The following is a 26,228-nucleotide window of genomic DNA, read 5'->3' on the forward strand; positions in this document are numbered from 1 at the left end:
GGAGGCCGATTACTACCTGCCCGAACTTATAGCTTGCCGGCCTTGTTGCCGGCAAACTTTTTTTCAGGAGCTACCTGGCAATAAGCTATTGACCTTCGTAATAACATTTGCGACAGCGGGGTTCGTATACATCTTTCTCGCCCAGTAACACCTGGCCCGGGGAGGCCGATTTGCGGTAGGAGAAATTGGCGATATTACCACAGCGTACGCAAATGGCGTGCAGCTTGGTGATGAAGTCGGCTTTGGCCAGCAGGTTGGGCATGGGGCCGAAGGGTTTGCCGGTGTAATCCATATCGAGACCGGCCACGATCACGCGCGTGCCTTTAGCAGCCAGCTGATCACATACATCGGGCAGCTGATCGTCGAAGAACTGTGCTTCATCGATGCCTACTACATCCACCTCGCCGGCCAGCAACAGGATCACCTGCGAGTTGTCGATGGGGGTCGATTGTATAGCATTGGTATCGTGCGACACGATGTCTATCTCATGATAGCGCACATCGATGCGTGGCTTGAAGATCTCGACCTTCAGGTTGGCGATCCGTGCCCGCTTCAGCCGGCGGATCAGTTCCTCCGTTTTACCGGAAAACATAGAGCCACAGATCACTTCGATAAAGCCACGCCGTTCGCCCGATATATTTGGTTCTATGAACATGTTAACGGAAATAGGTATAATAATTGTTAACTTTATGGTCAGTTACTAACCCATAAAGTACCCACTCATTCTATTATGGAGCGATTACAACAATTGATCGGCAAATTAAATGAACAATTCCAACAAAATGCCGATAATAAACAACTATTAGTCACCACTCAACTCATTGAGGCGGAACTAATGCGCCTGTCCGAAGCCTCCCGTGTGGCCAAGGGCTCCTCCAAAGTAGCAGTGGTCATGCCGGCTGCACGTACGGTATACAATACGGTGACCATTGCTGCACCTGTGTTGGAAGAAAAAGAGCCCGAATTGATGACCTTACCTGTTGAGAAACAGGAAGAAAAACCGGTGAAGAATGGCAACGGTTCTCATGCTCCTGCAGCGGCTGCCCAAAATGGCTTTCAATACAATCCGCTTACAGAAATACCCACGCTGGCCCATCAGTCATCAGCCAAAGAGCTTAATGAAATGATGGCGCAGGCCCAATATTCTCTTAATGATAAGTTAAAAGAAGAGCGGGTCGAGATCGCACACCGGCTTACCGATACGCCTGTACGTGACCTCAAAAAGGCCATTGGTATCAATGATCGGTTTGTATTTATCAGTGAGCTCTTCAGGGGCGATGAAGTGATGTATGAGCGCAGCATTAAAACCATCAATGGGTTTCGTATTTATCCCGAAGCGCAATATTGGATCGAGCGCGAGCTGAAGATCAAACTGGGCTGGGATGATTCAAAAGACATTACCCGCCATTTCTACCAATTGGTAAAAAGACGCTTCTCCTAGGCTCAGGCTGTTGCCTCAGCGGTTGCCCAGCAACTGGTTGTCGTCAATAAATTGCAAGATCGTTTTCGTGGCACCTGCCTTCGATTGAACATAATCGCCTGCCTGTTGGCAGGCTTTTTTATATCCATCCGGATCGTTGATGAACTGATCCAGCATCTTCTCCAGTTCGAGGGCTGTATCGATGGGAAATCCTCCTCCCTGTTCTACCAGCTCAGCTGCTTCTATGTACTTTTCATATACCGGTCCAAACACCACGGGTTTGTGGTACACGGCTGCTTCCAGCACATTGTGTACACCGTCGTTGCCAAAGCCACCGCCTACATAAGTAATGGTGGCATATTTGTACAGGCGCGACAGCATGCCGATGTTGTCGATGATGAGTGTATTGGTAACCTGCTGCTCACGGCTTACCGTACCCGGTACCCGCTTTTGCAATACTGAATAGCGGATGGTATGCTTGAATAATTTTTCGATCTCCTTCAGGTGCGACTCATGTATTTCGTGGGGCGCGATGATGAAGCGCATCTCCGGGTGTGTATTGGCATAGTGATCCAGTTCTTCCTCGTCTTCGGGCCAGGTGCTGCCGGCGACCACCGTCGGGTGCGAGCTGCAGAATGCCTCAATGGCGGGAATGGGGGTGAATTTGTGCAGGATATCAGCCACCCGGTCAAAGCGGGTATCGCCATTGACGGTCACGGTCGTATTGAATCCGATGCGGGCCAGTAATTCGCGGGAGTCGGGTGTTTGTACAAACAGGTGCGAAAAGCTCTTCAGCATCTTGCGGTGCAAGCCGCCGTACCACTTGAAAAACGGTTGATCGGGGCGGAAGATGCCAGACACGAGCAGGGTAGGGATCTGCCGTTTATGCAGGTTGGTCAGGTAGTGATACCAATACTCATATTTCACCCAAACGACCAGGTCGGGTTTTACGATGTTGATGAAACGGCGTGCATTGGAGCGGGAGTCCATCGGCAGGTAAAAGATATGGTCGGCCCCTTCATAGTTCTTTCTTACCTCATACCCCGACGGAGAGAAAAAAGTGAGCAGGATGCGGCAACCGGGATGCTGGCTGCGCAGGGCTTCGATCACCGGCCGTCCCTGTTCAAACTCGCCGAGGGAGGCACAGTGCATCCAAATGAGTTTGGGAAGTGTGGTAGTATTGGTGGCACTGTCTGCCGTGGCCTGCTGGGCGGGGGCACCAAAAGGTCGCCGGCTTGCCGGGTTGCGCCGGTCGTCGAAGGCTGCCACCAATTGGTCAAACACGTCTTTCCTTCCGGCTATCCAGGCTTTTGCTTTCGGGTTCCACAGTGCTGCCAGGCGTATGCCCAGCAGATAAAGGCGGCAGAATAAGTTGTAAAATAACAGGTGCACAGTTTCTTCAATTAGCTGCAAAAGTCGGGAAAACTACCAAAAATTGATGGCGCAACCCCGGCAAAGTTTGCTGAATAGAGGATTACTAAATTGATTTTCAGCGCATAGGATAATTGGGCCGTAAACAGGCCAGCATTCGGCTGGCCCGTGAATATGCCACTAACAAGCTGTTAGGTAATCTTTTATAGGCTATTTGTAGTTGGTGGCGCCTCGATTCCGCCTATCTGCAACCTCTCTTCCTTCGGTCCTGGTAGGGTTATCCTAGGGACATCTCAGGGTATTGCCAGGGTAAAAACCCTAGGATAACCCTAGGATAACCCTAGGATGACCCTGGGATGACCCTGGGATGGAGGGTGGTAAAGAGTAGGTAGAAGCCGGTTTCAATAGGCATACTCGGCCTTGGTGTTAAACAGATATGGATAATATTGAATATCTGCGTGTGGGCAGTCTGAAACTGTTGCTGCAAGCGGATTGCACACCAATTGCGGGCAATTGGGTAAAATCTGCACAGTTTTTGAGTTTTCGGAACGTATTGTTACGTGAAGGCATCGAAAATCTCCGGATTTCATTGTTAACTGTACGATACGCCCATTGCACATACCAGTTTTTTGTGGTAGGTTTGTGCCCGTTTTAAAACGAAAACGTTGAGTATGCGGCCGATACAGATGGTAGATTTGAAACAGCAATATGCTAAGATTAAGAAAGATGTAGATGCAGGTATTCAGGAAGTATTGGATAGTGCAGGATTTATAAATGGAAAGGCTGTTGCAGATTTTACGGCTGCTCTTACGAAATACCTCGGCGTAAAACACGTTATACCTTGCGCCAATGGAACAGACGCCCTTCAGATTGCCATGATGGCGCTGAATTTGCAACCGGGCGACGAAGTGATTACACCCTCGTTCACTTATATAGCCACTGTTGAAGTGGTAGCCTTGCTGAAGTTGAAACCCGTGTTTGTGGAGGTTGATCCCAAAACGTTCTGTATCGATCCAGTTGCCATAGAAAAAGCGATCACGCCTAAAACCAAGGCGATCGTTCCGGTACACCTGTATGGACAGAGTGCCGATATGGAAGCCATCATGGACATTGCCCGCTGGCACAACCTGTATGTGATTGAAGATACGGCGCAGGCCATCGGCGGATCGATTAAGTTCAAAGATGGTTCGGTGAAAAAGGCTGGTACGATCGGTACGATCGGTGCTACTTCCTTCTTCCCGTCGAAGAACCTGGGTTGTTATGGCGATGGTGGTGCAATATTCACCGATGATGATGCGTTAGCCAGCCAGATGAAAATGATTGCCAATCATGGTCAGAGTAAGAGATATTACCATGACGTGGTTGGTTGCAATAGCCGCCTTGATTCTATCCAGGCAGCAGTGCTGAACGTCAAATTACCATTTCTGGACAGCTATATCGCTGCGCGCCGGGCTGCGGCAGATCATTACGATCAGGCATTTGCCAATCATCCAAAGATCACCACGCCCCTTCGTGCTGCCTATTGCGACCACGTATTTCACCAGTATACCCTGTTGTTGGAAGGTGTAGACCGCGATGCCCTGCATCAGTATCTCGCAGAGAAGGGAATTCCATCAATGATTTATTATCCAGTACCCGCCCATCGTCAACAGATGTTCGAGGCTTTCGGCGGTTCTTCCTATGTGCTGGAAACTACCGATTGGTTGACCGAAAGAGTGATCTCGCTGCCCATGCATACGGAGCTGGAAGCAGACCAACTCGAATTCATCACCAGCAATGTATTGGAATTTATAAACAAACAATCATAAACCTTAGCCCCGATAAGGCTTTGTTGAACCCTTACAAAAATCTTTCATTATGAAAATTGCTGTTGTAGGCACCGGTTACGTCGGATTGGTGACCGGTACCTGTTTCGCTGAGACAGGAAATGATGTTACATGCGTAGACATTGACAAATCGAAAGTAGAAAAGCTCTCCAATGGTCAGATCACCATTTATGAGCCCGGTCTCGAAAAGCTCTTCCTGCGCAACCTGAAAGAAGAACGTTTGCGGTTCACTACCAGCCTGGAAGAAGGCATCAAAGATGCTGCGATCATCTTCCTGGCCCTGCCCACGCCTCCCGGCGAAGACGGTTCTGCCGATCTGAAATACATCCTGGGTGTATCGGATCACCTGGGCAAGATTCTCAAAGACTATAAAGTAATTGTCGATAAAAGCACGGTACCTGTTGGTACTGCCGAAAAGGTACATGCGGCCATTTCTAAGAATTACAAAGGAGATTTCGACGTGGTATCGAACCCCGAGTTTCTCCGTGAAGGCGTAGCTGTGGATGACTTCATGAAGCCTGATCGTGTGGTGATCGGCGCCTCTTCCGAGCGCGCCCGGAAAGTGATGGGCGATCTGTATGCACCGTTCGTGCGTTCGGGTAACCCTGTAATCAACATGGACCTTCGCTCTGCTGAGCTGACCAAATATGCCGCCAACTCCTTCCTCGCTACCAAGATCTCTTTCATGAATGAGATCGCGCAACTGTGCGAGCGCCTCGGTGCCGACGTTGACATGGTACGCCGTGGCGTAGGCAGTGACGACCGCATTGGTAAGCGTTTCCTGTTCCCTGGTATCGGTTATGGTGGAAGCTGCTTCCCCAAAGACGTACAGGCCCTGGTGAAATCTTCTAACGAAGTGAGCTACGACTTCCAGATCCTGAACGCGGTGATGGATGTGAACGAGAAGCAGAAGCTGCACCTGATGCCCAAGGTCCAGAAATATTTCAACAACGACCTGAAAGGCAAACGCTTTGCCATGTGGGGATTGGCCTTCAAACCCAATACCGATGACATCCGTGAAGCACCAGCCTTATATATGATCGACGCCCTGACAGCTGCGGGTGCTACCCTCAGTGTATTTGATCCCGAAGCAATGCCCAATGTGAAAGGTGTGATCGGCGACAAAGTTGATTATGCCGACAACATGTACGACTGTCTCGAAGGAGCGGATGCCCTGATCATCGCCACTGAGTGGAATGAGTTCCGTACACCCAACTTCCTTAAAATGGTAACCAGCCTGAAGAACAAAGTGATCTTTGACGGTCGCAACCTGTTTGAAGGCGCAGCCGTGAAGGAATTAGGCTTTTACTATGAAAGCATAGGACGCGCAACTGCCGTTCCCGGACAAAAGTAAAGTCACACCCCCTTCACACAAACAACAAAACATGGCAAGAAAAAGAGTACTCATCACCGGCGCAGCAGGATTTCTCGGATCGCACCTGAGCGACCGTTTTATCAAAGAGGGTTTTCATGTGATCGGCATGGACAACTTGATTACCGGTGATCTGCGCAATATCGAACACCTGTTCAAACTCGAGCAGTTTGAATTCTATAATCACGACGTATCAACCTTCATACATGTACCGGGCAGCCTGGATTATATTCTCCATTTTGCTTCTCCGGCCAGTCCGATCGACTACCTGAAGATCCCCATTCAGACCCTGAAGGTAGGATCGCTAGGTACGCACAACTGCCTGGGTTTGGCACGCGCCAAAGGTGCCCGTATCCTGGTGGCTTCTACTTCAGAGATCTACGGCGATCCGCTGGTGCATCCGCAAACGGAAGAGTACTGGGGTAACGTGAATCCGGTAGGACCCCGTGGTGTATACGACGAGGCCAAGCGTTTCCAGGAAGCCATGACCATGGCTTACCATACCTTCCACGGCGTAGAGACCCGCATCGTTCGTATTTTCAATACGTACGGACCCCGTATGCGACTCAATGACGGCCGTGCCTTACCAGCATTCATCGGACAGGCCCTGCGTGGCGAAGACCTCACCGTGTTTGGTGATGGTTCGCAAACCCGCAGCTTCTGTTACGTGGATGACCTCGTAGAAGGTATCTATCGCTTGCTGATGAGCGATTACCATATGCCGGTAAACGTGGGTAATCCCGATGAGATCTCCCTGAAGGAATTTGCCGAAGAGGTGATCAAACTGACCGGCACCAAACAGGAAATTATTTACAAGGCCCTGCCCAAAGACGATCCCAAGCAACGTAAGCCGGATATTACCCGTGCCAAAGAGATCCTGGGTTGGGAACCTAAAGTACACCGTGCAGAAGGATTGAAAGTAACTTATGAGTACTTCAAATCCCTGAAGCCGGAGGAATGGTTCAAACAACCAAAAGAGTTCGTGAGCCGGTAATGACCTGACTGCCCCAGACCCTGATGAAACAAATACAATATCTTATTAAGACCTGCCAGGATGCAAGCCCTGTCAGGTTTTTATCTTCAATCATAGCGCATGTATCAGGAGTTAGTCGATCAGAAAGCCAGGTTAGCAGTTATCGGATTAGGATATGTAGGACTTCCCATAGCGTTGGAGTTTGCCCGGAAGATACCTGTAATTGGATTTGACATCAATGCTAAGCGGGTAGAGATGATGCAGCAGGGCATCGATCCCAGTAAAGAGTTGGCATCGGAAGATTTCAAAGGTTGTAATATCACTTTTACCGATAGTCTGGAGGTATTAAAACAAGCAAAGTTCTTTATCATAGCTGTTCCCACACCGGTCGACAAGTACAATGTACCCGATCTGAAGCCGCTCCTCAGTGCTTCCGAAACAGTGGGTAAGGTGCTGAAAAAGGGTGACTATGTGGTGTATGAATCAACCACCTATCCCGGCTGCACCGAAGAGGATTGTTTACCCGTATTGGAATCACTGTCGGGATTGAAACTGGGCGTTGATTTCAAACTGGGCTATTCGCCCGAGCGTATCAACCCGGGCGATAAAAAGCATACGTTACGGACAGTGATCAAAGTAGTGTCGGGCAATGATGCGGAGTCGCTGGAGGAGATCGCGAAGACGTACGAGCTGGTGGTCGACGCAGGGGTGCACCGTGCCTCGACGATCAAAGTAGCGGAGGCATCGAAGATCGTAGAGAATACACAACGTGACCTCAACATCGCTTTGATGAACGAGTTGTCGCTGATCTTTGATCGCATGGGCGTGAATACGTTTGAAGTGATCGAGGCGGCCGGCACCAAGTGGAACTTTCTGAAGTTTCAGCCAGGCCTGGTCGGTGGGCACTGTATCGGTGTAGACCCTTACTACCTCACGTACAAAGCGGCGTCGCTTGGGTACGAATCGAAAGTGATCACTGCCAGCAGATACATCAATGACGATATGGCCAAGTATGTGGCCCGTAAGATCATTACGCATGTGCTGCGTAATTCCAATGATCCGAAGGTGCTCGTGAAAGGCGTAACGTTCAAAGAGAATGTAAGTGATATCCGGAATTCCAAGATCGTAGACACCGTCAAGGAATTGCTGGCTTTCAATATCCACGTAGATGTGGAAGATCCTTATGCAGAAAATGATGAGGTACACGAAGAATACGGCCTTCACCTGGTGAAGCAACCAGCCACGGATTATGATGCCGTGATCGTAACGGTACCGCACAGTCCATATACCAGCCTTACAGACGCCGATTTTGTAGCCATGACACGTGAGCAAGCACTGATCGCCGACCTGAAAGGTATTTACAAGCAAACTATTACCAGCAGAAAATACTGGAGTTTATAATGGCCAACTACACTAAAACAATCATGATTACGGGCGGGGCCGGTTTTATCGGTTCGCATGTTGTACGGCTTTTCGTCAACAAGTATCCCGCCTACCGCATCGTTAACCTCGATGCCCTTACCTACGCCGGTAACCTCGAGAACCTCACAGACGTACAGGATAAACCAAATTACGTTTTTGAGCGAGCTGATATCAACGATGAGCAAAGGATCACTGAACTGTTTGAACAATATCAATTCGACAGCATCATTCACCTCGCGGCGGAAAGCCATGTAGATCGTTCGATCTCCAATCCGCTGGTATTCGTGCGCACCAATGTATTGGGTACGGTAACGTTGTTGAATATTGCCCGTCAGTTCTGGAAAAACGAGACGACTGGTAAGCTCTTTTACCATGTCTCTACCGATGAGGTGTACGGATCGCTGGGAGAATCGGGTTTCTTCACCGAGGAAACAGCTTATGACCCACGCTCTCCGTACTCTGCTTCCAAGGCAGCTTCAGATCATTTCGTGATGGCGTATCATCATACCTATCACCTGCCGGTGATTATGAGTAATTGTTCCAACAATTACGGCTCACACCACTTCCCCGAGAAGCTGATACCGCTCATGATCAACAATATCAAGAACAGCAAGCCGCTGCCAGTGTACGGCAAAGGGGAAAACGTACGCGACTGGTTGTATGTAGAAGACCATGCGCGCGCGATCGATACCATTTTCCATCAGGGCAAGCACGGCGAAACGTATAATATTGGTGGTTTCAACGAGTGGAAGAACATCGACCTGGTGCACCTGTTGTGCAGCATCATGGATAAAAAACTGGGTCGCGCGGCCGGTGAGTCGGCTAAGCTGATCACCTATGTAACCGACCGGGCAGGCCATGATCTGCGCTATGCCATCGATGCCACCAAGCTCAACAAAGAGCTGGGCTGGTCACCATCCCTGCAATTTGAGGAAGGATTGGAAAAGACCGTCGATTGGTACCTGCAGCATGAAGATTGGGTAAAGCACGTAACTTCGGGCGATTACCAGCACTATTATAACGAGCAATACACCAAACGATAATATTTTACTATGCCGTTTACAGAAACCGGATTGCCAGGACTAGTGGTATTTGAACCAATTGTGTTTGAGGACAGCCGTGGCTACTTCTATGAATCCTACAATGAGCAAACCTTTGCCAAACAGGGTATCAAAAGCAGGTTTGTGCAGGATAATCAATCCTCCTCCTCCTATGGTGTAATCAGGGGATTGCATTACCAGCTGAACCCGCATGGGCAAACCAAACTGGTGCGGGTACTCAGCGGTACGATCCTTGACATAGCAGTAGATATCCGGAAGGATTCTCCTACTTATGGTAAGGTGTACGGTATTGAACTGTCGGCTGAAAACAAAAAGCAGCTGTATATTCCCGTAGGCTTTGCACATGGTTTTTCTGTACTGAGTGAAAAGGCGGAAGTGTTGTATAAATGCGATTCCTTCTACCACAAGGAAAGTGAGGGTGGCATTCTGTACAATGACCCTGCGTTGGCGATCGACTGGAAGATCCCGGCCGATAAAGCGATCGTATCTGAGAAGGATATCAAGCTGCCTACGCTCGCTGATTGTAAAAATAATTATCAATTTGAAGGAGCGCTCGCTTATGGCAAAGCCTAAGGTACTGGTAACCGGAGCCAATGGTCAGGTGGGGCAATCGCTGCGCGACCTGGCTGTACAACATCCCGCATTGGATTTTGTATTCGTTACCAAAGATGAATTGCCTATACACCGGTTTGAACTGGTGGCGAACTATTTCGACATCGTAAAACCGGCATTCTGCATCAATGCGGCTGCTTATACTGCCGTAGATAAAGCCGAGACCGATAAGGAAATGGCCTACCAGGTAAACGGCGATGCGGTGGGGGTACTGGCTTCTGTATGCCGTAAATTCGGCACCCGCTTCCTCCACATTTCTACCGACTATGTATTTGACGGCACCTCTCCGGAGCCTTATAAGGAGAATACGCCGACAAATCCTATCAATACGTATGGCGTTTCAAAGCTGCGTGGAGAGGCCCTGGGGCTGCTGCACAATGCCGATACCGTGATCATCCGCACCGCGTGGGTGTATTGCGAGCATGGCAACAACTTTGTCAAAACCATGCTGCGCCTGATGAAAGACCGGCCCACTATCAATGTAGTGAGTGATCAGGTAGGTGCGCCTACCTATGCAGGTGACCTGGCGCAAGCCATGATCGCTATCATCGAACGCACGGCTACCCAGGGATGGGTGCCGGGCATTTACCATTACAGCAATACCGGCCGTATCAGCTGGTATGACTTTGCCCTTGCCATCAAAGAATTATCGGGTAGCCATTGTGAAGTGCTTCCGATTCCTTCCAGTCAATATCCAACACCTGCCAAAAGACCCTCGTTTTCCCTGTTGGACACACAAAAGATCCAGGCTACTTATGAACTGACCATTCCCGCGTGGAAGGATAGCCTGCAGCGTTGCCTGCAACGGTTGGCATAGGGGCGTGGTGTGACCAGGCAGCCTGGTAAGCGCTGAATGGTAAACCCTAAAGTACGTACACATGAACCGACATTGCGATATCATCTGTTTTACCTTATCGAGATGGGACTCTGCCATTTCCTCTCCTGCATTGGCCCTGGCCATCGAGTTTGCCAAGAACAACCGGGTATTCTTCGTGGAGCACCCATTTTCCTGGAAGGACTATGCAGGCATGCGTAAGGATCCGCAGATCGTAAAACGTAAACAGGCTTTACTGCGGGGAAAAGATATTTACAGCAACCCACCTTTCTTACCGGCCAACCTGACGGTGGTAACACCTCAACTCACCATTCCCGTCAACTTTTTGCCGCCGGGTGCCTTGTACAACGGCCTCTCAAAGATCAATGATAACATCGTGTTGAAATCGATTCGCCGGGTGATTAAAGACTACCAGGTGAGGGAATTTGTGTACCTCAATTTCTTCGATCCTTATTTCGTGCGGTCATTGCCCGCCGATATCAAACCCATCTATTCGGTGTACCAATCGATGGATGATATTACCCAGGTTGGCTATTCCAACCGCCACGGGAGTAAATTGGAGGAGGAGATCGTGCGTAACTTCGACTTCACGTTGTGCACTTCCAAAGAACTGACCAGGCTTAAAAGTGCCTTTTCTCCCAATACATACTTCCATCCCAACGCTGCTGATATTAGCGTATTCAACAAGGCGGCGCTGGAGGTATTACCCAGGCCGAAAGAGTTGCAGGGCATCGATAAGCCCATCATCGGTTATACGGGGAGTATCGAGTATCGTTCGGACTTTGAATTGCTGAAGAAGATCGCCGAGCAACACACCGATAAAATACTGTTTTTTGTAGGCCCTATTCAGGGCGATGAGCATAAGGCGGTGGGACTCGATAAAATGCCCAATGTGATCTTTGCAGGTCCGCGCAAGATCACCGAGCTACCCGATTACCTGCAGTACTTCGATTGTGTGATCATACCGTTCAAAAAGAATACACTGACCAGGAGCATTTACCCGCTCAAGATCAATGAATACCTCGCCGCTGGCAAACCCGTGATCGCCACGCATTTTTCAGAAGACATTTATACCTTCCGCGATGTGGCCTATGTGGTAGATAGCCATGAGGAATTCCTGCAAACGATCGACAAGTCTATTGCCGAGAACAATGAAGAACGTAAACAGGCCCGGATGAAGGTGGCAGCTACCAATACCTGGACGGCGCGCGTAGATCAGTTCTGGCAGATCCTGGAGCGGGGTAAAAAATAGCTATCGAATGGCTGTGATGGCGGTGCCGCCCTGTTTGCTTTGTGTTTTAACCACGCCAAAACCAGGGGCAAACCATTCTGTGCCCTCTACATTGACAGGTATGCCGATACCCATGGTCTTGATGGTGATGCGGCTTTTGTAGGTGATCCGGAAACAATCCCAGGTGCCCGCTGTGGTGGTTACCGACTCCTGACCATCTACTTTTCGTTCATTGACGATTACCTGCACGCTTTGTTTCATGCCTTTGTTGTCAATCTCCAGGTTCATGGTGGCATCTTTCAATGGGTCGCCCGTTTTCATGCTGGCGGGATATTCCATGTATATATTATCAGCTTTGGCGTCGGCGGCCGCAAATTGCTCTTGTTGAGCAGCGGGTAAGATCATCTTGATGTCGACCATCATTACACCACCTGTGCATTGGATAACGCCTTTACCCTTCGCCAGGCTCTTTCCTTTCTTATCAAACATTTCGGAATTAAGGGTCGCTGTAACGGTGTTGCCGCCGTTCTTTACGTCGGATACGGCATATACCTGTTTACCATTCTCATCGCCTTTCTTGTTGTAGATCGACATTTCAATGGTCTTGTTGTTTTGCAGGTAATAGAAGCTTTTACAATCCTGCGAATAACCTTGGGTAGCAAATGCGCCACAGAGGAGCAAAGGCAAGCCTGTCTTTTTCATGATCGTTGTTTTTGCGGGTGTGTAAATAGCTGCAAAGTAACAAGTATGAAAAACGGCTCCCAATACCATTTTCGTGGTAAGCCAACGGGTGCTTGCCGATGGAAGTAATAAATAGTAGTCGGTAAAAGCGCTTATTTTTTGGGCGCGGCAGAGTCTTTAGGATTTCCCGGCTTGCCGTTGTTGCGCCAGCCGCCGGTCATGCGGTTAACAATCTCTTTGGTGACGGTATCGAACTTGATGGTTTGTTCGGGTCGGCAGAGGGCGCGCACCTGTTGAAAATGCCTGAACGTGATGAGGTCCAGCTCTTTTTGGAGCAAAGCAATCTGCTCGGCTTTGTTATTGACGAGGGAATCGGCGGAGGCCGGCTCTTTCAGGAGATCAAAGAAGCGTTTTTTGCTGTTGCGAATGGAATCCCACAGCGGTTTCTGGCGGCTGACCAGGGTATCTCTCAATTTCCAGTATACGGTTTCCTGGTCTTTGTCGAGTTTGAGCTCGTTGACCATGAATTGTCCCATCCTTTTATTACGATCCGCTTCGCTCTGGTTTTTGCCAGGCGCATCATGGGGCTTCATCGACCAGAAGAAGGACAACGTAATGATATTGGTTACCAACAAGATCCCGACTAATAACAGTAACCATTTCTGCCTCGGAAATTTCGTCATGGTGCTACAGGGGTTTCATCATATACCGGGTACGAACCCATGGGGTATTCGGACGCCAGCAACTGCTGTTGCGTTGGCTCTGCTGGTACGGTCTTTTCCTGGTTCCACATTTCCATAATGGTGGTGGTATTCAGGATCAGGATCACAGCCGCCAGGCTCAGGGCCAGGGCCGGTCTGGTAAGCAGGCGTACCAATGGGCCGCCGGTGTTCTCCAATTCCCGTTCCATCCGGCCGCGGAGGCGGGTATAAAAGAAAGCAGGTGCTTTGGCGCGCTGAATTCCATCCAGGCTGCCAAGTACCTCGTCGATCTCTTTTGGATTGTTCGGTCTGGTTGACATGTTATTGTAATTTAAGCAAACTATATAATTTGACGCCGTTCATGTAAAAAACCTGCGAATTTTATCCCCCCTGCTGCATTTGTTTTTCCAGTATTTTCCGCAGATTTTGCCGTGCCCTGAAAAGCAAGGACTCTATCGCTGATACCGACAGTCCCATTACATCTGCAATCTCTTGATAACTAAGTTCTTCTGTTTTATGGAGGGTGAAAGCCATTTTCTGGTTCTCGGGTAGCTGGCCGATCGCTTTGAACAATAGGGTGGCCTGCTGCTTCCGGTCGAGTGAGACCCCGGGATGGTTGAAATCGACGGGATCGTGCAACAACTCATTGTCCGCTCCAAAAAGACTGGTTAAAAAGGCAAAACGTTTCTTACGTTTCTTACTGCGGATATGATCCAGTGCTTTGGTGGTGGTAATACGATACATCCAGGTGGATAGGCGGGCATCTCCTTTAAACTGGTCGATCGATTTATATACCTGGATAAACACCTCTTGCGCAACATCTTCCGCGTCTGATTCATGCTGTACAACCCCAAGGGCGGTATTGTACACCATATCCTGGTAACTCTCTACCAATGTTTTGAAAGCCAGCTCATCACCCTGCCGGAGTAGTTGTATCAATTCCTGTTCGTTCAATCAATAGACCGATTAGAGTTTGGCGCTACAACTTACGAAATCCTTCTTAATTTAAAAGAGGAACCCTTCATAAACTTGCCTGCCACCGGCTTCATTAACAAGCTTTTGAACTTTTGCAGTGGTTTCCCTGCCTGCAAGGGGCGATGGATGCGGCAAACGACCCCCTGCAGGCAGGTAATACCTATTTACGGCGCATAGCCTTATCGACCGCGTAGGTGTTCAAGGGCAGGTAGGAGAGTAGCACAGCGAGTAACAACAAATGGATCAGCTGCGATGGGATCGCTCCCCAATCTTCGATCAGCGTAGTACCCAGGAGCAGCAGCAACATGGTGACAGCGCCTGCCGCTAAAGCAAAGCGGGTAAACAGGCCCAGCAGCAACAGCAAGCCAATGGCAAACTCTGCAATGGGCAAGGCGTAACTGAACGGCAATACCAGGGCTTCGGGTAACATCGATTTCGCAAATTGTCCCGTCATCCATTTACTAAAGCCGGGCAGTTTGGGCAAGCGCACCAGTCCATGTCCAAACAGGCTTACACCAATTCCAAGACGAAGCAGTAAAAAACTAACTGTGTTATTGATCATGACCGGCAATGTTTAATCATTTGACGAAAAGCTTACAACAATCTTGCCCCTGGTTCTTCCCGATTCTACCGCGAGGTGGGCATCAGGAAGCGCTTCGAATGAAAATACCTGTGCTACATGCGGGCGCAGGACGTTGTTGGCCAATAGTTCGGCGATGGCCTGCATATCTGCCTCACTTGGCGCAACCATGAAAAAAAATCCATTAACACCCATGGCTGCCGCCTTTTCTTTCACCAGGTCGGCAAATGCGGATACGATGGACAACATGATGCCGCCTTTCCGGACCACCCCAAAACTGCGTTCGATGTTGTCTCCACCGAGCGGGTCCAGTACCAGGTCGTATTCGCTGCCTGCTGCGTCAAGTGGCTGCAGGTGATAATCGATGTGCTTATCGGCGCCGAGGCTCAGTACAAAGTCTTTATTGGCGGCTGAGGATGTGCCGGTCACCACAGCGCCAAGGTGTTTGGCGATCTGAACGGCAAAATGCCCAACGCCACCAGCCGCAGCCTGTATGAGTATCTGCTGGCCGGGTTTTACCTTGGCCTGGTGTACAAGACCCTGCCAGGCCGTGAGCGCTGCCAGGGTAGCGGCTGCCGCTTCCTCAAAACTGATATTGGCGGGCTTAAGGGCCAGGTGGCTGGCGGGTGCCGCTACATATTCGGCATAGGCATTGCCCAGCCCAGGAAAATTGACCATACCAAACACCGGATCTCCTGTTTTAAAGCGGGTTACCTGCTTACCCACCTGCTCTACCGTACCGGCAATATCCCACCCAAGTACTACCGGTAGCTGGTCTTTGTAACGATTGGCCATGCCCCGTCCTGCGCGCGTTTTTGCATCTACCGGGTTGATACTTAATGCCTTCACTTTTACCAATACTTCGTGGTCTTGTATGGCCGGAATAGGCAGTTCCTGAACTTTCAATTGGTCTATACCTCCAAAATCTTGTAATACAATTGCTTTCATGTGCTATGATTTAATAACACAAAATTGCATCAAAGGGTGTTGGTCGCTCTTGTACAATTATGGGATTCTACAGTACTTTTGCCAGTGTGGAAAGAAAGAATATCTATCAGCCTTTCGAGGTGGAGTACAAGGAAATGAATGAATGCCCGATGGCCCCGCACCGGCACAATTTCTTCGAGATGGTCTTCATTCTTGACGGTACCGGTGTGCAGTGCATCAATGAAAACAAATTCAACTACCGGGCTGATCAGCTGTTTCTGCTGATGCCGCAGGATTGCCATTCTTTTGAAGTAAAGACGACCACCAAATTCTTCTTTATACGGTTCAGTAATATCTACCTGCAGGCGCAGCACAAAGAATGGGTGCAGAAGCTGGAATTCATTTTCGAAAACAACAATCACCTGCCTGGCTGCATTCTGAAGAATACCAGCGATAAGCAACTGGTGCGATCGCTGGTAGAAGCGATCATTCGCGAGCAGGTCAACCAACAGGCTTATCACCTCGACCTGGTTCAGCAACTGATCAACACGATGATCACGGTAGTGGCACGCAATATCACTTTTTCGACGCCGGTAAAGTTGCGCGGGAAAGCGGTGAATACGACCTCGCTCGATATGGTACATTATATTCATCAGCATATCTACGAGCCAGAGAAACTGAAGGCCGAAGTGATGGCCCATCGTTTCAGTATTTCACCAGCATATATCAGCGAGTACTTTAAAACGCATACGGGTGAAAACCTGCAGCAGTACATCATACAGTATCGGCTGAAGCTGGTGGAGATCAGGCTTCGCCACAGTGACCTGCGCATGAACGAGATTGCTTTCGAGCTCGGCTTTACCGACGAAAGTCACCTGAACAGGATGTTCCGGAAGTATAACGGTCAATCACCTTCGGAATACCGTCGGGCGGTAAAGGCGACTGCCTGACACCACAGCACGTCTTCGATAGCAGCAGTTTCCCTCCAGTGAAGAAAATAAAAAAGCCGCTCCCAGGTTGGAAGCGGCCCCTGTTATGAAACCCCGTCCTACAATTTGAATTCATAGAGATGGCCAGCTCCGGTCCATCCATAGATGGTACGGACGCCATTGATCGTAAGCGTGCCTACTCCCTTGATAGCTGGCTGTTGATCGCCGCCGGCAACGACCCGCCAGCTACCCCCGGCTGCATCCGGTGTATATTCCCATACATTTTTATTGATCACGAAATAACCTTTGTTGCCAATGGTGAAGCTGGCTGTGCTGCCGGATGGAATGTCCTGCGGCATATCGGGGATCCGAGTTAGCTGTCCCCCTTCGGTGTATTTCAGCATGGCCAGGCGTGGCTTGTTGAGTTCCGGCAGCGCTCTGCCGATGATCACCTCATTGCCCAATACAAATGCATTGCCCGAATTCAGTTCCTGCAAATTATGGGTGGCTTTGAGTGTCCAGCTGCCGAGGTTATTATTGCCTGCCGGATCAAATTCGTACAGGTTTTTGTTGCCGCTGCCAAAGCCCACATAGATCCTGTTATTCAGGACAAAGGAGATGGTATTGGGCGCGGGATGCGGAAAGTCGGTAAGTTGCCGGGCAGATCCATCGGCCGGGTTGAATTCCCACCAATGGGGCGTACCCTGGTTACCCTTAAAGCCAGTACCCAGATACACGCGATCGTTGTGCACGATAGCGGTCGCCATACTTAAACCGGCCGGCGCCATGGTTTGTGAGAATTTGTCGGTTAGCTGCCATCCCTTAGCCGGTTGTGCAGGATCATATACGGCATACAAAGAAGTCTGTTCTGAAGGAACAAGTCGTGTAAAACCCCAATACAGTTTGTTGCCGTGTACAAACGACAAGCCATCATGGAACACGCTGGCACCATTGGGCACCAGTTCGATCTGCTTATCATCCCAACGAGCGGTAGCGCCCGTGCTGCTCACAGTAAATTCTTCGGGTGTTTGCAGGTTATATGGACCATTGATCACTTCAAACTTATGTTTGGAAAGTGAAGTATTGAGTGGAATGGAAATGGTGAGACTGGTATTGGTGCGATTGCTGATCGGGCATTCAACACCATTGATCTTTACCCGGGTGTTGAGTCCGAAATTGATACCGGTAATGGTGACGGAGGTACCGATAGGGCCGGTAGCAGGTGTGAAGCCGGCCAGTGAGATCATGTCGGGATCGATCACCAGGTCAGTGCTGGTAGTATCCTTGAGGCTGCCAGACTGAACGATCAGTTTTCCCGTTGTAGCATCCAACGGTACCCGTACGGTGAGTTGTGTAGTGGTGGCTGCGATCATCGGGCCACTGAAAATGTTGCCATTGAAAATAACCGAGTTATCGATGATGCTTTCTTTGAAGTTTTTACCCTGTATGATCACTTCTCCGCCGGGCATTATTTTGGCTGGCGAAAACGAGGTGATCTCGGGGGCTTTCGATCCGCCAGGTCTGTCAGGACCTGGATCAGGATTGGGTTTCACGGGGTCTTTACCACATCCTGTCAGGATGCTGGTCACTACTGCAATGGCTACTAATAATCTGCTCGTGCGCATGGTTGATCGCTTTTGTTTTCCGATGGTTGTATTAATTGAACTTGAACTCAAATAGTCGTCCGGTAGCAGACCAACCATAAATGGTCGTTGTGCCGTTGATGTTCAATGAAGCTATGTGTTGGATAGAAGGGGCGCTATTGTCTGCCACGACGGCGCGCCAGCTGCCGCCTGCTGCACCTGGTGTAAATTCCCAAACCTGTTTATCGATTACACAGTAACCTTTGTTGCCGATGGTAAAGGTGGGTGTGCCGAATGTGGGCAGATCGGTGGGCATGTCCGTCATCCTTTCCAATCGATCGGGCGCGGTGAATTTATAAACTGCTTTACGGGTACCCAGCATGTCCTGTAGCGCCCGACCCAGGTATACTTCGTTGTTCAGTACAAAGGCATTGCCCCACAGCAGATCGCTGAAAGGGCCTGTGGTCACCAGCGTGAACTGACCTTTGTTGTTGGCGGCGGCCGGATCGAAGCGGTAGAGTTTTTTATTGTCGTTGCCAAAGCCAACATATACTTTATCCTGCAGTTCAAACGAGATCGGTTTCATGACAGCGTGAGGGAAATCTGTTAAGGCTGTACCAGTGTTGGTAGCGGGATCGAATGTCCACCAACGGCTGCTTTCGCCCGAACCCGTGATACCAGCGCCCAGGTAAATGCGGTCATGGTGAACGATGGCCGTACCATGTTGCCAATCGAAAGGAACCACCTGGGCTGGTGGTGGCGTTTGTGCCTGCCAGCCTTTACCCGGGTCTGCCGGATCAAACACCACATAAGTTGCGATCTGGTTGCTGCTATGTAGTCGGGTAAAACCCCAATAGATCTTTTGCTGGTAGATGAAGGAAAGACCGCCATCGTACAGGGAGCTGCCATTCGAAGACAGAACCACGCCTTTACTTTCCCACCGGGCATAAGGACCGGCGGAAGTGATGGTAAAAGGTTCTGCCGTTTCGAGTGTTTTAGTACCGGACGTAACGGTTAGTTTATGTGCCGTCAGCGTAGTACTGACAGGTATCTCTATCTCTATAGTCGATGCAGTACGCCTTTTAATGGGCGTAAGGAGATTGTTGATCTTTACCACCATGTCTTCTCCGAAGTGTGTACCCTCGATGGTGACGAGGGTGCCAAACGGACCTTGTTTGGGGTGGAAGCCGGTGATGGTAAATACGACCGGGTCGACCACGAAGTCAGTAGTCGAGGTATCTGCCAGGTTATTCACCTTTACAATGATCTTTCCGGTGACTGCATTTTCCGGCACTTTGACTTTGAGGGAAGTGGGGCTGGCTGCGCTGATAGATGCTTCCGTGGATGCCCCCGAAAAATATACATAGTTGCGCAGGCGGTCTTCATGAAACCGTTTGCCGGTAATGGTGATCTCTGTGCCGGGCATGGCATGCCCGGGTTCGAGTGAGATGATCTCGGGCGAAACCGGAGCGGGTGGGCCGGGCGGGGGATCATTCGCGGAATCCTTACCGCAACTATGCACCAGCGCGATCAATACGATCAATAATAGCAATACTGGTTTTTCGATTTTGTACGACCTCAATACTTTTTTCATGTTTGTGGTATCATTTTCAGTTACCGATCTGGTTGATGGAGGGTGGTCGTAATTTGAATAACCGGAAGCAATCCGTTGTCTGTATTTTCTGTTACGATGAGCCTGAATTGCAGCAGCCCGTCATATTCAAAAGAGAATTGTTTCGTGCGATGAGCAGCGGAAGGTGTGGAAGAGGCCACGCTCCGGTTGGAGGATACTGTGTTGTCAATGTTGGTAAAATGCCAGCTGTTTTGACCACCTTGCAGGTTGGTAAAGGAATGCAGGAGTTGCAGGGTGCCTAGTATCAGTAGTATCCTGTACCACTGTCGAATGGTTGTCAGGTACCCTGACTTGTTGCCCATGGGGAAGAGCAGGTGAGGTGCTGGCATGGCCAGGTGTTTCACCGCTTGGTGATACAATACCGGATGTTTACGCATGGTCAATACTTTAGCTGTGCCTGAATAGATAGGTCACAGTATGATAATTACCTGGCAGGAAATCATAAATGAGGGTGAGAACATTCCTGATCCTGAATGCTGCATTGCTGCAGCCGCCGGAAGGATGATTGAGGGTGGTGGGAAAAGTCATTGCTTCCGGCAAATGGGTGACAGGGTATTAGACGCAACCGTTGCATCCAGGTAACCACATTCCCTACAAAAATATGTTAATCGATAGGTGGAGTTACCAGGGTATAGGGGGAACCGCTATTAATGGTGGATGAGGTGTATCGGAAAGCAGATGAACTACACCTTGATCTCGAATTTGCGGGGAGGCGCCATTTCCCAATCTATTTTTCTTTTCACGAGCCATAATTCTTTGATGTCTTTGACCAGGATCCTGAACTGCGGATAGAATTCTTCATTATCGCTGATGGCAACGAAGCTCGCTTCATCTTTCCGGAAAAGTCGTTTGACAAGGATATCATTTTCCAATACGATCACGTAGATATAGAAATTGGCGATCTGGTGCCATTGATCCTGGTCGATGCGTTCACATACCAGGTGATATCCTTCTTTGTAGGTAGGCTCCATGCTATCCCCTTTCACATCAAAAACACGATATCGTTCTCCCTTGTAGGGAAAGCCGGGGAGGTTGGTTTTTTCCAGGTGATGCAGGTACAGGGCATCGTGGTAGCGGTTGGAGTACCCTGCCTGTGCAGCAATGGGTACATAGACAATACCATCGCCATCGGGGTCGGGTTGGGTTTTCTGCTGACGGCGGGTGAGGAGGTAGGGGAGTGTAGATTCCTCCAATGGAGGTTCTTCGCTTGCTATTGTGGAGATCGCTGCAGACTCGCTCTCGAGAAAGCTCCTGATAGTTGCTTCATCACCCGACTTGGGGCTGGTGCCTTCTTGTTTCCATTTATAGATACGATCCTTTGGAATGCCCGTCATTCTTGAAAACTCTGGCACTTTAATATTCTCTTTGGCCAACTTTTCGTAGAGTTTGACAACCAGCGGATTGATGTTGAGCGACGTCATTTTTACAACATTGGTGTGGAAAAATAAGCTTACGGGGCTGTATTTATTGGAGAAATCTCCACTATATTTGTACCCGCCCGGACAAAATAACGAAGAATAGTGGAGAAATGGAAGGAGAAAATAGAGAAAAGGTAAATAAACACTTAATAATAAACATTTAGTAAAGCCATGAAAAACGTAGTCTTATCCATGATGACAATGATTGCGGTGCTGTTTGCGCATGCTCAAACAGCCGACACCGGAGAAGTGATGCTCCGGGATGTCGTAAAAGCTACCGGTGGGCGCTTTGTGCCTGCTGCCAAAACGATGAAGTCGAAGCGGGAGTGGTTGATGCGGTATCACCGCGCGCTCGACAGTGTGTGCCTGCAGTTGGCATCGATCGATGAAGTGGGAGAGCCAGTAGAAGAATACACGGTGCAGCATAGCACGGCGGATGATATGCCAGTGAAAGTATGGTCGATGTCTACACTGCCCGGCCATAAGTACCGTGTGGAAGTGATCTGCAATGGGGTGCTCGATGGCGGTAATGCTTCTGTGGAAGGAAAAAAGAAAAGAGGTTTTCTGGTGGATGCTTCCTGGATCATTAATCCGGGTAGTACCTCCATCACAGAAGCCACGGAGTATTTGGGTAGCGGATTATCTACGGCAGATTATCTGTTGACGCACGTGAGTAGTGAGATTGTATTACAGGCGGTCGGCGAGGCGCGTTCACTGATCAACTTCGAGTTCAAAGTGAAGGTGTATACCTTGTATGCGAGTCTGTAGTTGAAGCTTGATCACAAAAACAAAACCCGCAACTTTCGTTGCGGGTTTCTTGTTGCCCGACCTGGATTCGAACCAAGACAAACTGAACCAAAATCAGTTGTACTACCATTATACTATCGGGCAGCCTTGCCAATTCGTAATTGGGAGTGCAAAAATAGGAGTTACTGTGATACACGCCAAATGATTTTGAGAAAAATGGAAATATTTTCAAGATTTTTTATCCTACCTAACAATCTGTGGATCAATACTGGATTATTGATTAATTTCCAGCAAACCGAAACTCACATGAGCTCCTTCTCCCGTCGTAGCTTTCTCAATAAAGCCGGGCTGTTTTCTGCATCCGGTGTGTTGGCCGCCATCTCTCAACCTGCCTGGAGTCGTAACCTGGACTATGCCCTGCAACAGGCTGCCCTGATTCCCCCCGACCAGCTGGCTTCAGAAGAAGAATTTTGGCACTATATCCAACAAGCTTATACCGTGTCTGCCGGCATCATAAACCTCAACAATGGTGGCGTGGCTCCCTCTCCACGGATCGTGCAGGAAACGGTGAAACACCTGCATGATGTGGCCAACGAAGCTCCCAGCTATTATATGTGGCGCATCATCGACCAGGGTAGAGAACCACTGCGTAAAAACCTCGCCTTGCTGGCCGGCTGCCAGGCTGAAGAAATAGCTATTCACCGTAATGCCTCGGAAGCATTGGAAACGGTCATTTTCGGATTGCCCCTCGAACGGGGAGACGAAGTGGTATTGAGTAAAAAGGATTACCCCAATATGATGAACGCCTGGAAGCAACGCGAGTTGCGGGATGGCATTAAGCTGGTGTGGGTGAACCCTGAATTGCCCAGCGAAGACAATGACTACCTCGTCCAGATTTATACCAAAGCATTTACCCCGAAAACCAAAGTGGTTCAGCTTACCCATGTGGTAAACTGGAATGGACAAATACTTCCGGTTCGCAAGATTGCCGATGCTGCTCATCAAAGAAACATCGAAGTGGTGGTGGATGGCGCACACAGCTTTGCTCAATTTCCCTACACCATACCAGATACCGGGGCCGATTACTTTGGCACCAGCCTGCACAAATGGTTGAGTGCTTGTATAGGCAGTGGCATGCTGTATGTAAAAAAAGAAAAGATCGCTCGCTTATATCCGCTTTTTGCTGCGCCCAATCCGCAAAGCGACGATATCCGGAAATTCGAGAACACGGGTACACGTCCATTCTTCATTGAACAAGCCATTGGCAAAGCCATCGAGTTTTACGATATGATCGGCGCTCAACGCAAAGAGCAGCGGCTGTTTTACCTCAAAAACTATTGGATGAGCCGGGTGAAAGATATGCCCAAAGTGCAATTGGGCACCTCCATGAAACCGGGGTTTGGCTGCGCACTGGGGCTGGTAGGTGTGGCCGGCAAAAAGCCCAGCGAATTGGAAACCTTCCTCTTTAACAAATTCAAGGTGCATACCACGCCGGTAGAGTGGGAGGGGATGCAGGGCGTACGCGTTACGCCCAATGTATATACAACCACTAAAAACCTGGATGTGCTGGTAGAAGGGATCGAAAAGTTTGCACGCGGCGGCTTTTAGGTGGCATTATTTCCGAAGTATCTTGATCTCCACCCGCCGGTTTTTCGCCTGCTCCATCGGTGTACGTTCGTCCGGGAATAATTTCCGGCTGCTGCCGAAGCCTTTGTACTGCATCCGTTTTTTATCGATACCCGCACTCAGTAGGTATTCATAGATGGCTTTGGCTCGCTGTACAGAGAGGTTCGGCGCCCGCGTATCTATATCTTCCCCGTCCTGCCCGCCCGAAATGCAGCAGATATGTCCCTGAATTTCTATCTCAAGGGAGGGATGGTCGAGCATGGCCCGGTACAGTTCGCGCAAAATGCCATAAGACCCCGACGTCAGGTAATGACGGCCAGGCTCGAAGTTGAGATCGGGCAATATCAATGTCGATCCTGTCTTCGTGCTGCTGTCGAGGATCATGGCCGACAGTCCTGTTGTAGAGGTTGTACGTTCGATGCGGGGTATTTCAGGAGTCGCCACCACCAGAGGCGGAGTAACAGCAATGACCTGCCGGCTATAGATCAGTTGTACCCGGCGGTTGATGGCCCGTGCTTCGTCGGACGATGATGGCTCCAACGGGTTTCTTTTGCCCAAACCTGCTTCCTCTATAAGTTGACCTTTGCCAATGCCTTTTGCCAGCAAGTATGCTTTTACCGCCTGAACGCGGCGCAGTGATAGTGAATCATTGTACCGATCGGAACCAATGAAGTCGCAATGGCCTGCCAGTTGGATGCCACCGATCGTCGACAGTGGCCCCACCTTCAGCATACTGTCCAGCCGGCCGACAGCCAACGACGTGATTGTCGATTCATTGTAGGGAAAATGGATCAGCAGGGTGTCGGTGGAAGTCTGTGCCAGGGCAAGGTTTCCGCACAGCAGCGACATCAGGCAGGTAGCTAGCAATTTCATACCGGGCTTGCAAATTGTCATACTAAGTAGACGGTGGTACCGGCCCGAGGGTTGGTGAAAATGGAGGAACCTTCATAAAAAAGGCGACCTCACCGGTCGCCTCTATGATCAAATTCACGCGTCGGTTAGACGGCTTTTACGAGATAGTAATTCTTTTTGCCTTTCTGTACCAACAGGTAAGCGCCATGAAGGAGCAGACTATTGTCGATGAGCTGTTGAATATTGTCGACTTTTTTGCGGTTGATACTGACACCGCCACCCTGTACGGTTTTACGGGCCTCCCCCTTACTGGGGAATATACCCGCTTCGGCCAGGAAGCTCACGATATCGATACCGGGAGCGATCTTATCTGCTGCAAAATCAAATTTTTCCACGCCTTGCATCCCTTCCAGGTCTTCCACGCTTAGCGACTCGGCAGGTGCATTTTGATTGGAGAATAGCTTTTCGCTGGTTTCTATCGCTTCTGCCAGTCCTTTCTCGCCATGCACAAACATCGTCACTTCTTTGGCCAGCAACTTTTGAAGCTCACGGGCACCTGGGTTCTCCTGGTGTTTGGCCATCAGACTGTCCACCACCTCGGGTGTCAGGAAGGTAAAGGTCCTGATCCATTTGCCGGCGTCGGCATCGGTGGCATTGAGCCAGAACTGGTAGAAGTTGTAGGGGCTGGTCTTGGTCGCATCCAGCCATACATTGCCTTTCTCCGTCTTGCCAAATTTGGTACCATCGGCCTTGGTGATCAGGGGGCAGGTAAAGGCAAAAGCTTCTCCGCCTGCTTTGCGGCGTACCAGTTCGGTTCCTGTGGTTATATTGCCCCACTGGTCGCTGCCGCCCATCTGGAGTTTACAGTTCTTGTGTTTGTACAGCCAGTAAAAGTCGAAGCCTTGCATCAGCTGGTAGGCGAATTCTGTATAGCTGATACCGGTGTCGCCTTCAATTCTTTTCTTCACACTATCCTTGGCCATCATATAGTTCACCGTGATGTGTTTGCCTACATCGCGGAGGAAATGAATAAAGGAAATGTCTTTAAACCAATCGTAGTTGTTGGTCATTTCGGCAGCGTTGGGCAACGCCGGATCGAAATTGAGGAACTGGGCCAGCTGGTTCCGGATACCATTTACATTGATCTGTAACTGTTCCTCGCTCAGCAGGTTGCGTTCTTCACTTTTCATGGAGGGGTCACCGATCATACCAGTGGCACCCCCTACCAGGGCGATGGGCTTGTGGCCGGCACGCTGCAGGTGAACCAGCAGGAGAATGGGAACGAGACTACCGATATGAAGGCTATCGGCCGTGGGGTCAAAACCGATATAAGCGGTCGTCATTTCTTTTTTCAGCTGCTCTTCGGTGCCGGGCATGATGTCCTGGAGCATGCCCCGCCAGCGTAATTCTTCGATCAGGTTCATAATATATATATCTTTGACATAGAATTGCT

Annotated in this window: 26 protein-coding genes and 1 tRNA gene; 12 read left to right on the forward strand and 15 right to left on the reverse strand. The window is 49.7% G+C overall.

Annotated features, from left to right (window positions below; translation table 11 throughout):
* Positions 1-85: 85 nt before the first annotated feature.
* Positions 86-655, reverse strand: coding sequence for a thymidine kinase (locus P2W70_RS07975; protein ID WP_276480914.1), 570 nt, complete (start codon positions 653-655; stop codon positions 86-88).
* A 75-nt stretch (positions 656-730) separates the two neighbouring features.
* Between P2W70_RS07975 and P2W70_RS07980 the strand changes: the two genes are divergently transcribed.
* The gene (locus tag P2W70_RS07980) at positions 731-1,441 is read left to right on the forward strand and encodes a hypothetical protein (RefSeq protein WP_276480915.1); all 711 of its coding nucleotides are present in this window, start codon (positions 731-733) and stop codon (positions 1,439-1,441) included.
* A gap of 15 nt (positions 1,442-1,456) precedes the next feature.
* On the opposite strand, the gene P2W70_RS07985 is transcribed toward P2W70_RS07980, so the two are convergent.
* Entirely contained in the window at positions 1,457-2,812 is a 1,356-nt protein-coding gene (locus P2W70_RS07985; protein WP_276480916.1) for a 3-deoxy-D-manno-octulosonic acid transferase, read from the reverse strand.
* A gap of 650 nt (positions 2,813-3,462) precedes the next feature.
* On the opposite strand from P2W70_RS07985, the gene P2W70_RS07990 reads away from it, so the two are divergent.
* The 8 genes from P2W70_RS07990 (at position 3,463) to P2W70_RS08025 (ending at position 12,144) form a co-directional block, all read left to right on the forward strand.
* Positions 3,463-4,599, forward strand: a complete 1,137-nt coding sequence (locus P2W70_RS07990) for a DegT/DnrJ/EryC1/StrS family aminotransferase (RefSeq protein ID WP_276480917.1) — start codon at positions 3,463-3,465, stop codon at positions 4,597-4,599.
* A 49-nt stretch (positions 4,600-4,648) separates the two neighbouring features.
* On the forward strand, positions 4,649-5,971 hold the full coding sequence (locus P2W70_RS07995) for a UDP-glucose dehydrogenase family protein (RefSeq protein WP_276480918.1): 1,323 nt from the start codon (positions 4,649-4,651) through the stop codon (positions 5,969-5,971).
* Between the two features lie 31 nt (positions 5,972-6,002).
* On the forward strand, positions 6,003-6,983 hold the full coding sequence (locus tag P2W70_RS08000) for a UDP-glucuronic acid decarboxylase family protein (protein ID WP_276480919.1): 981 nt from the start codon (positions 6,003-6,005) through the stop codon (positions 6,981-6,983).
* Between the two features lie 99 nt (positions 6,984-7,082).
* On the forward strand, positions 7,083-8,363 hold the full coding sequence (locus P2W70_RS08005) for a nucleotide sugar dehydrogenase (RefSeq protein ID WP_276480920.1): 1,281 nt from the start codon (positions 7,083-7,085) through the stop codon (positions 8,361-8,363).
* Entirely contained in the window at positions 8,363-9,427 is a 1,065-nt protein-coding gene (gene rfbB, locus P2W70_RS08010; RefSeq protein ID WP_276480921.1) for a dTDP-glucose 4,6-dehydratase, read from the forward strand. Before P2W70_RS08005 ends, rfbB begins: the two co-directional genes overlap by 1 nt.
* A 9-nt stretch (positions 9,428-9,436) precedes the next feature.
* The gene (gene rfbC, locus P2W70_RS08015; protein WP_276480922.1) at positions 9,437-10,018 is read left to right on the forward strand and encodes a dTDP-4-dehydrorhamnose 3,5-epimerase; all 582 of its coding nucleotides are present in this window, start codon (positions 9,437-9,439) and stop codon (positions 10,016-10,018) included.
* Entirely contained in the window at positions 10,005-10,874 is an 870-nt protein-coding gene (gene rfbD / locus P2W70_RS08020) for a dTDP-4-dehydrorhamnose reductase (protein ID WP_276480923.1), read from the forward strand. Before rfbC ends, rfbD begins: the two co-directional genes overlap by 14 nt.
* 61 nt (positions 10,875-10,935) lie before the next feature.
* Complete coding sequence (locus P2W70_RS08025; protein WP_276480924.1) at positions 10,936-12,144, forward strand: glycosyltransferase; 1,209 nt, start codon at positions 10,936-10,938, stop codon at positions 12,142-12,144.
* Here the strand turns inward: P2W70_RS08025 and P2W70_RS08030 are convergent, their stop codons facing one another.
* The 6 genes from P2W70_RS08030 to P2W70_RS08055 all read right to left on the reverse strand — a co-directional run bounded on the left by P2W70_RS08030 (position 12,145) and on the right by P2W70_RS08055 (position 16,008).
* A complete protein-coding gene (locus tag P2W70_RS08030) occupies positions 12,145-12,825 on the reverse strand; it encodes a TapB family protein (protein ID WP_276480925.1) in 681 nt (226 codons plus the stop codon).
* Between the two features lie 131 nt (positions 12,826-12,956).
* Positions 12,957-13,487, reverse strand: coding sequence for a hypothetical protein (locus tag P2W70_RS08035; protein ID WP_276480926.1), 531 nt, complete (start codon positions 13,485-13,487; stop codon positions 12,957-12,959).
* Positions 13,484-13,825 carry a hypothetical protein gene (locus P2W70_RS08040; protein ID WP_276480927.1) on the reverse strand — a complete coding sequence of 114 codons (342 nt, stop codon included), beginning with the start codon at positions 13,823-13,825 and terminating at the stop codon, positions 13,484-13,486. The genes P2W70_RS08035 and P2W70_RS08040 overlap by 4 nt, the downstream gene beginning before the upstream one ends.
* Positions 13,826-13,886: 61 nt before the next feature.
* The gene (locus P2W70_RS08045) at positions 13,887-14,459 is read right to left on the reverse strand and encodes an RNA polymerase sigma factor (protein WP_276480928.1); all 573 of its coding nucleotides are present in this window, start codon (positions 14,457-14,459) and stop codon (positions 13,887-13,889) included.
* A 181-nt stretch (positions 14,460-14,640) separates the two neighbouring features.
* Positions 14,641-15,042 (reverse strand): DoxX family membrane protein, encoded by a 402-nt coding sequence (locus P2W70_RS08050; RefSeq protein WP_276480929.1) that lies wholly within the window; start codon positions 15,040-15,042, stop codon positions 14,641-14,643.
* A gap of 12 nt (positions 15,043-15,054) precedes the next feature.
* Positions 15,055-16,008 (reverse strand): NADP-dependent oxidoreductase, encoded by a 954-nt coding sequence (locus P2W70_RS08055; RefSeq protein WP_276480930.1) that lies wholly within the window; start codon positions 16,006-16,008, stop codon positions 15,055-15,057.
* Positions 16,009-16,094: 86 nt separating this feature from the next.
* Here P2W70_RS08055 and P2W70_RS08060 point away from each other — a divergent pair, with 86 nt between their 5' ends.
* Positions 16,095-16,937 carry an AraC family transcriptional regulator gene (locus P2W70_RS08060; RefSeq protein ID WP_276480931.1) on the forward strand — a complete coding sequence of 281 codons (843 nt, stop codon included), beginning with the start codon at positions 16,095-16,097 and terminating at the stop codon, positions 16,935-16,937.
* A 98-nt stretch (positions 16,938-17,035) separates the two neighbouring features.
* Here the strand turns inward: P2W70_RS08060 and P2W70_RS08065 are convergent, their stop codons facing one another.
* The 4 genes from P2W70_RS08065 to P2W70_RS08080 all read right to left on the reverse strand — a co-directional run bounded on the left by P2W70_RS08065 (position 17,036) and on the right by P2W70_RS08080 (position 21,553).
* Complete coding sequence (locus tag P2W70_RS08065; protein ID WP_276480932.1) at positions 17,036-18,541, reverse strand: IPT/TIG domain-containing protein; 1,506 nt, start codon at positions 18,539-18,541, stop codon at positions 17,036-17,038.
* A gap of 31 nt (positions 18,542-18,572) precedes the next feature.
* Positions 18,573-20,093 (reverse strand): IPT/TIG domain-containing protein, encoded by a 1,521-nt coding sequence (locus P2W70_RS08070; protein WP_276480933.1) that lies wholly within the window; start codon positions 20,091-20,093, stop codon positions 18,573-18,575.
* A gap of 20 nt (positions 20,094-20,113) precedes the next feature.
* Entirely contained in the window at positions 20,114-20,509 is a 396-nt protein-coding gene (locus P2W70_RS08075) for a hypothetical protein (RefSeq protein ID WP_276480934.1), read from the reverse strand.
* 306 nt (positions 20,510-20,815) lie between these two features.
* Positions 20,816-21,553, reverse strand: a complete 738-nt coding sequence (locus tag P2W70_RS08080) for a S24 family peptidase (RefSeq protein WP_276480935.1) — start codon at positions 21,551-21,553, stop codon at positions 20,816-20,818.
* Between the two features lie 168 nt (positions 21,554-21,721).
* Between P2W70_RS08080 and P2W70_RS08085 the strand changes: the two genes are divergently transcribed.
* The gene (locus P2W70_RS08085; protein WP_276480936.1) at positions 21,722-22,318 is read left to right on the forward strand and encodes a hypothetical protein; all 597 of its coding nucleotides are present in this window, start codon (positions 21,722-21,724) and stop codon (positions 22,316-22,318) included.
* Between the two features lie 52 nt (positions 22,319-22,370).
* Here P2W70_RS08085 and P2W70_RS08090 read toward each other — a convergent pair.
* A tRNA-Gln gene (locus P2W70_RS08090) sits at positions 22,371-22,441 on the reverse strand.
* Positions 22,442-22,603: 162 nt separating this feature from the next.
* On the opposite strand from P2W70_RS08090, the gene P2W70_RS08095 reads away from it, so the two are divergent.
* Positions 22,604-23,905, forward strand: a complete 1,302-nt coding sequence (locus tag P2W70_RS08095) for an aminotransferase class V-fold PLP-dependent enzyme (protein ID WP_276480937.1) — start codon at positions 22,604-22,606, stop codon at positions 23,903-23,905.
* A 6-nt stretch (positions 23,906-23,911) separates the two neighbouring features.
* Here the strand turns inward: P2W70_RS08095 and P2W70_RS08100 are convergent, their stop codons facing one another.
* The gene (locus P2W70_RS08100; RefSeq protein ID WP_276480938.1) at positions 23,912-24,796 is read right to left on the reverse strand and encodes an OmpA family protein; all 885 of its coding nucleotides are present in this window, start codon (positions 24,794-24,796) and stop codon (positions 23,912-23,914) included.
* A gap of 125 nt (positions 24,797-24,921) precedes the next feature.
* On the reverse strand, positions 24,922-26,199 hold the full coding sequence (tyrS, locus tag P2W70_RS08105; RefSeq protein ID WP_276480939.1) for a tyrosine--tRNA ligase: 1,278 nt from the start codon (positions 26,197-26,199) through the stop codon (positions 24,922-24,924).
* Positions 26,200-26,228: the final 29 nt, after the last annotated feature.

The organism is Paraflavitalea pollutisoli, assembly GCF_029360705.1.
GTDB lineage: Bacteria > Bacteroidota > Bacteroidia > Chitinophagales > Chitinophagaceae > Paraflavitalea > Paraflavitalea pollutisoli.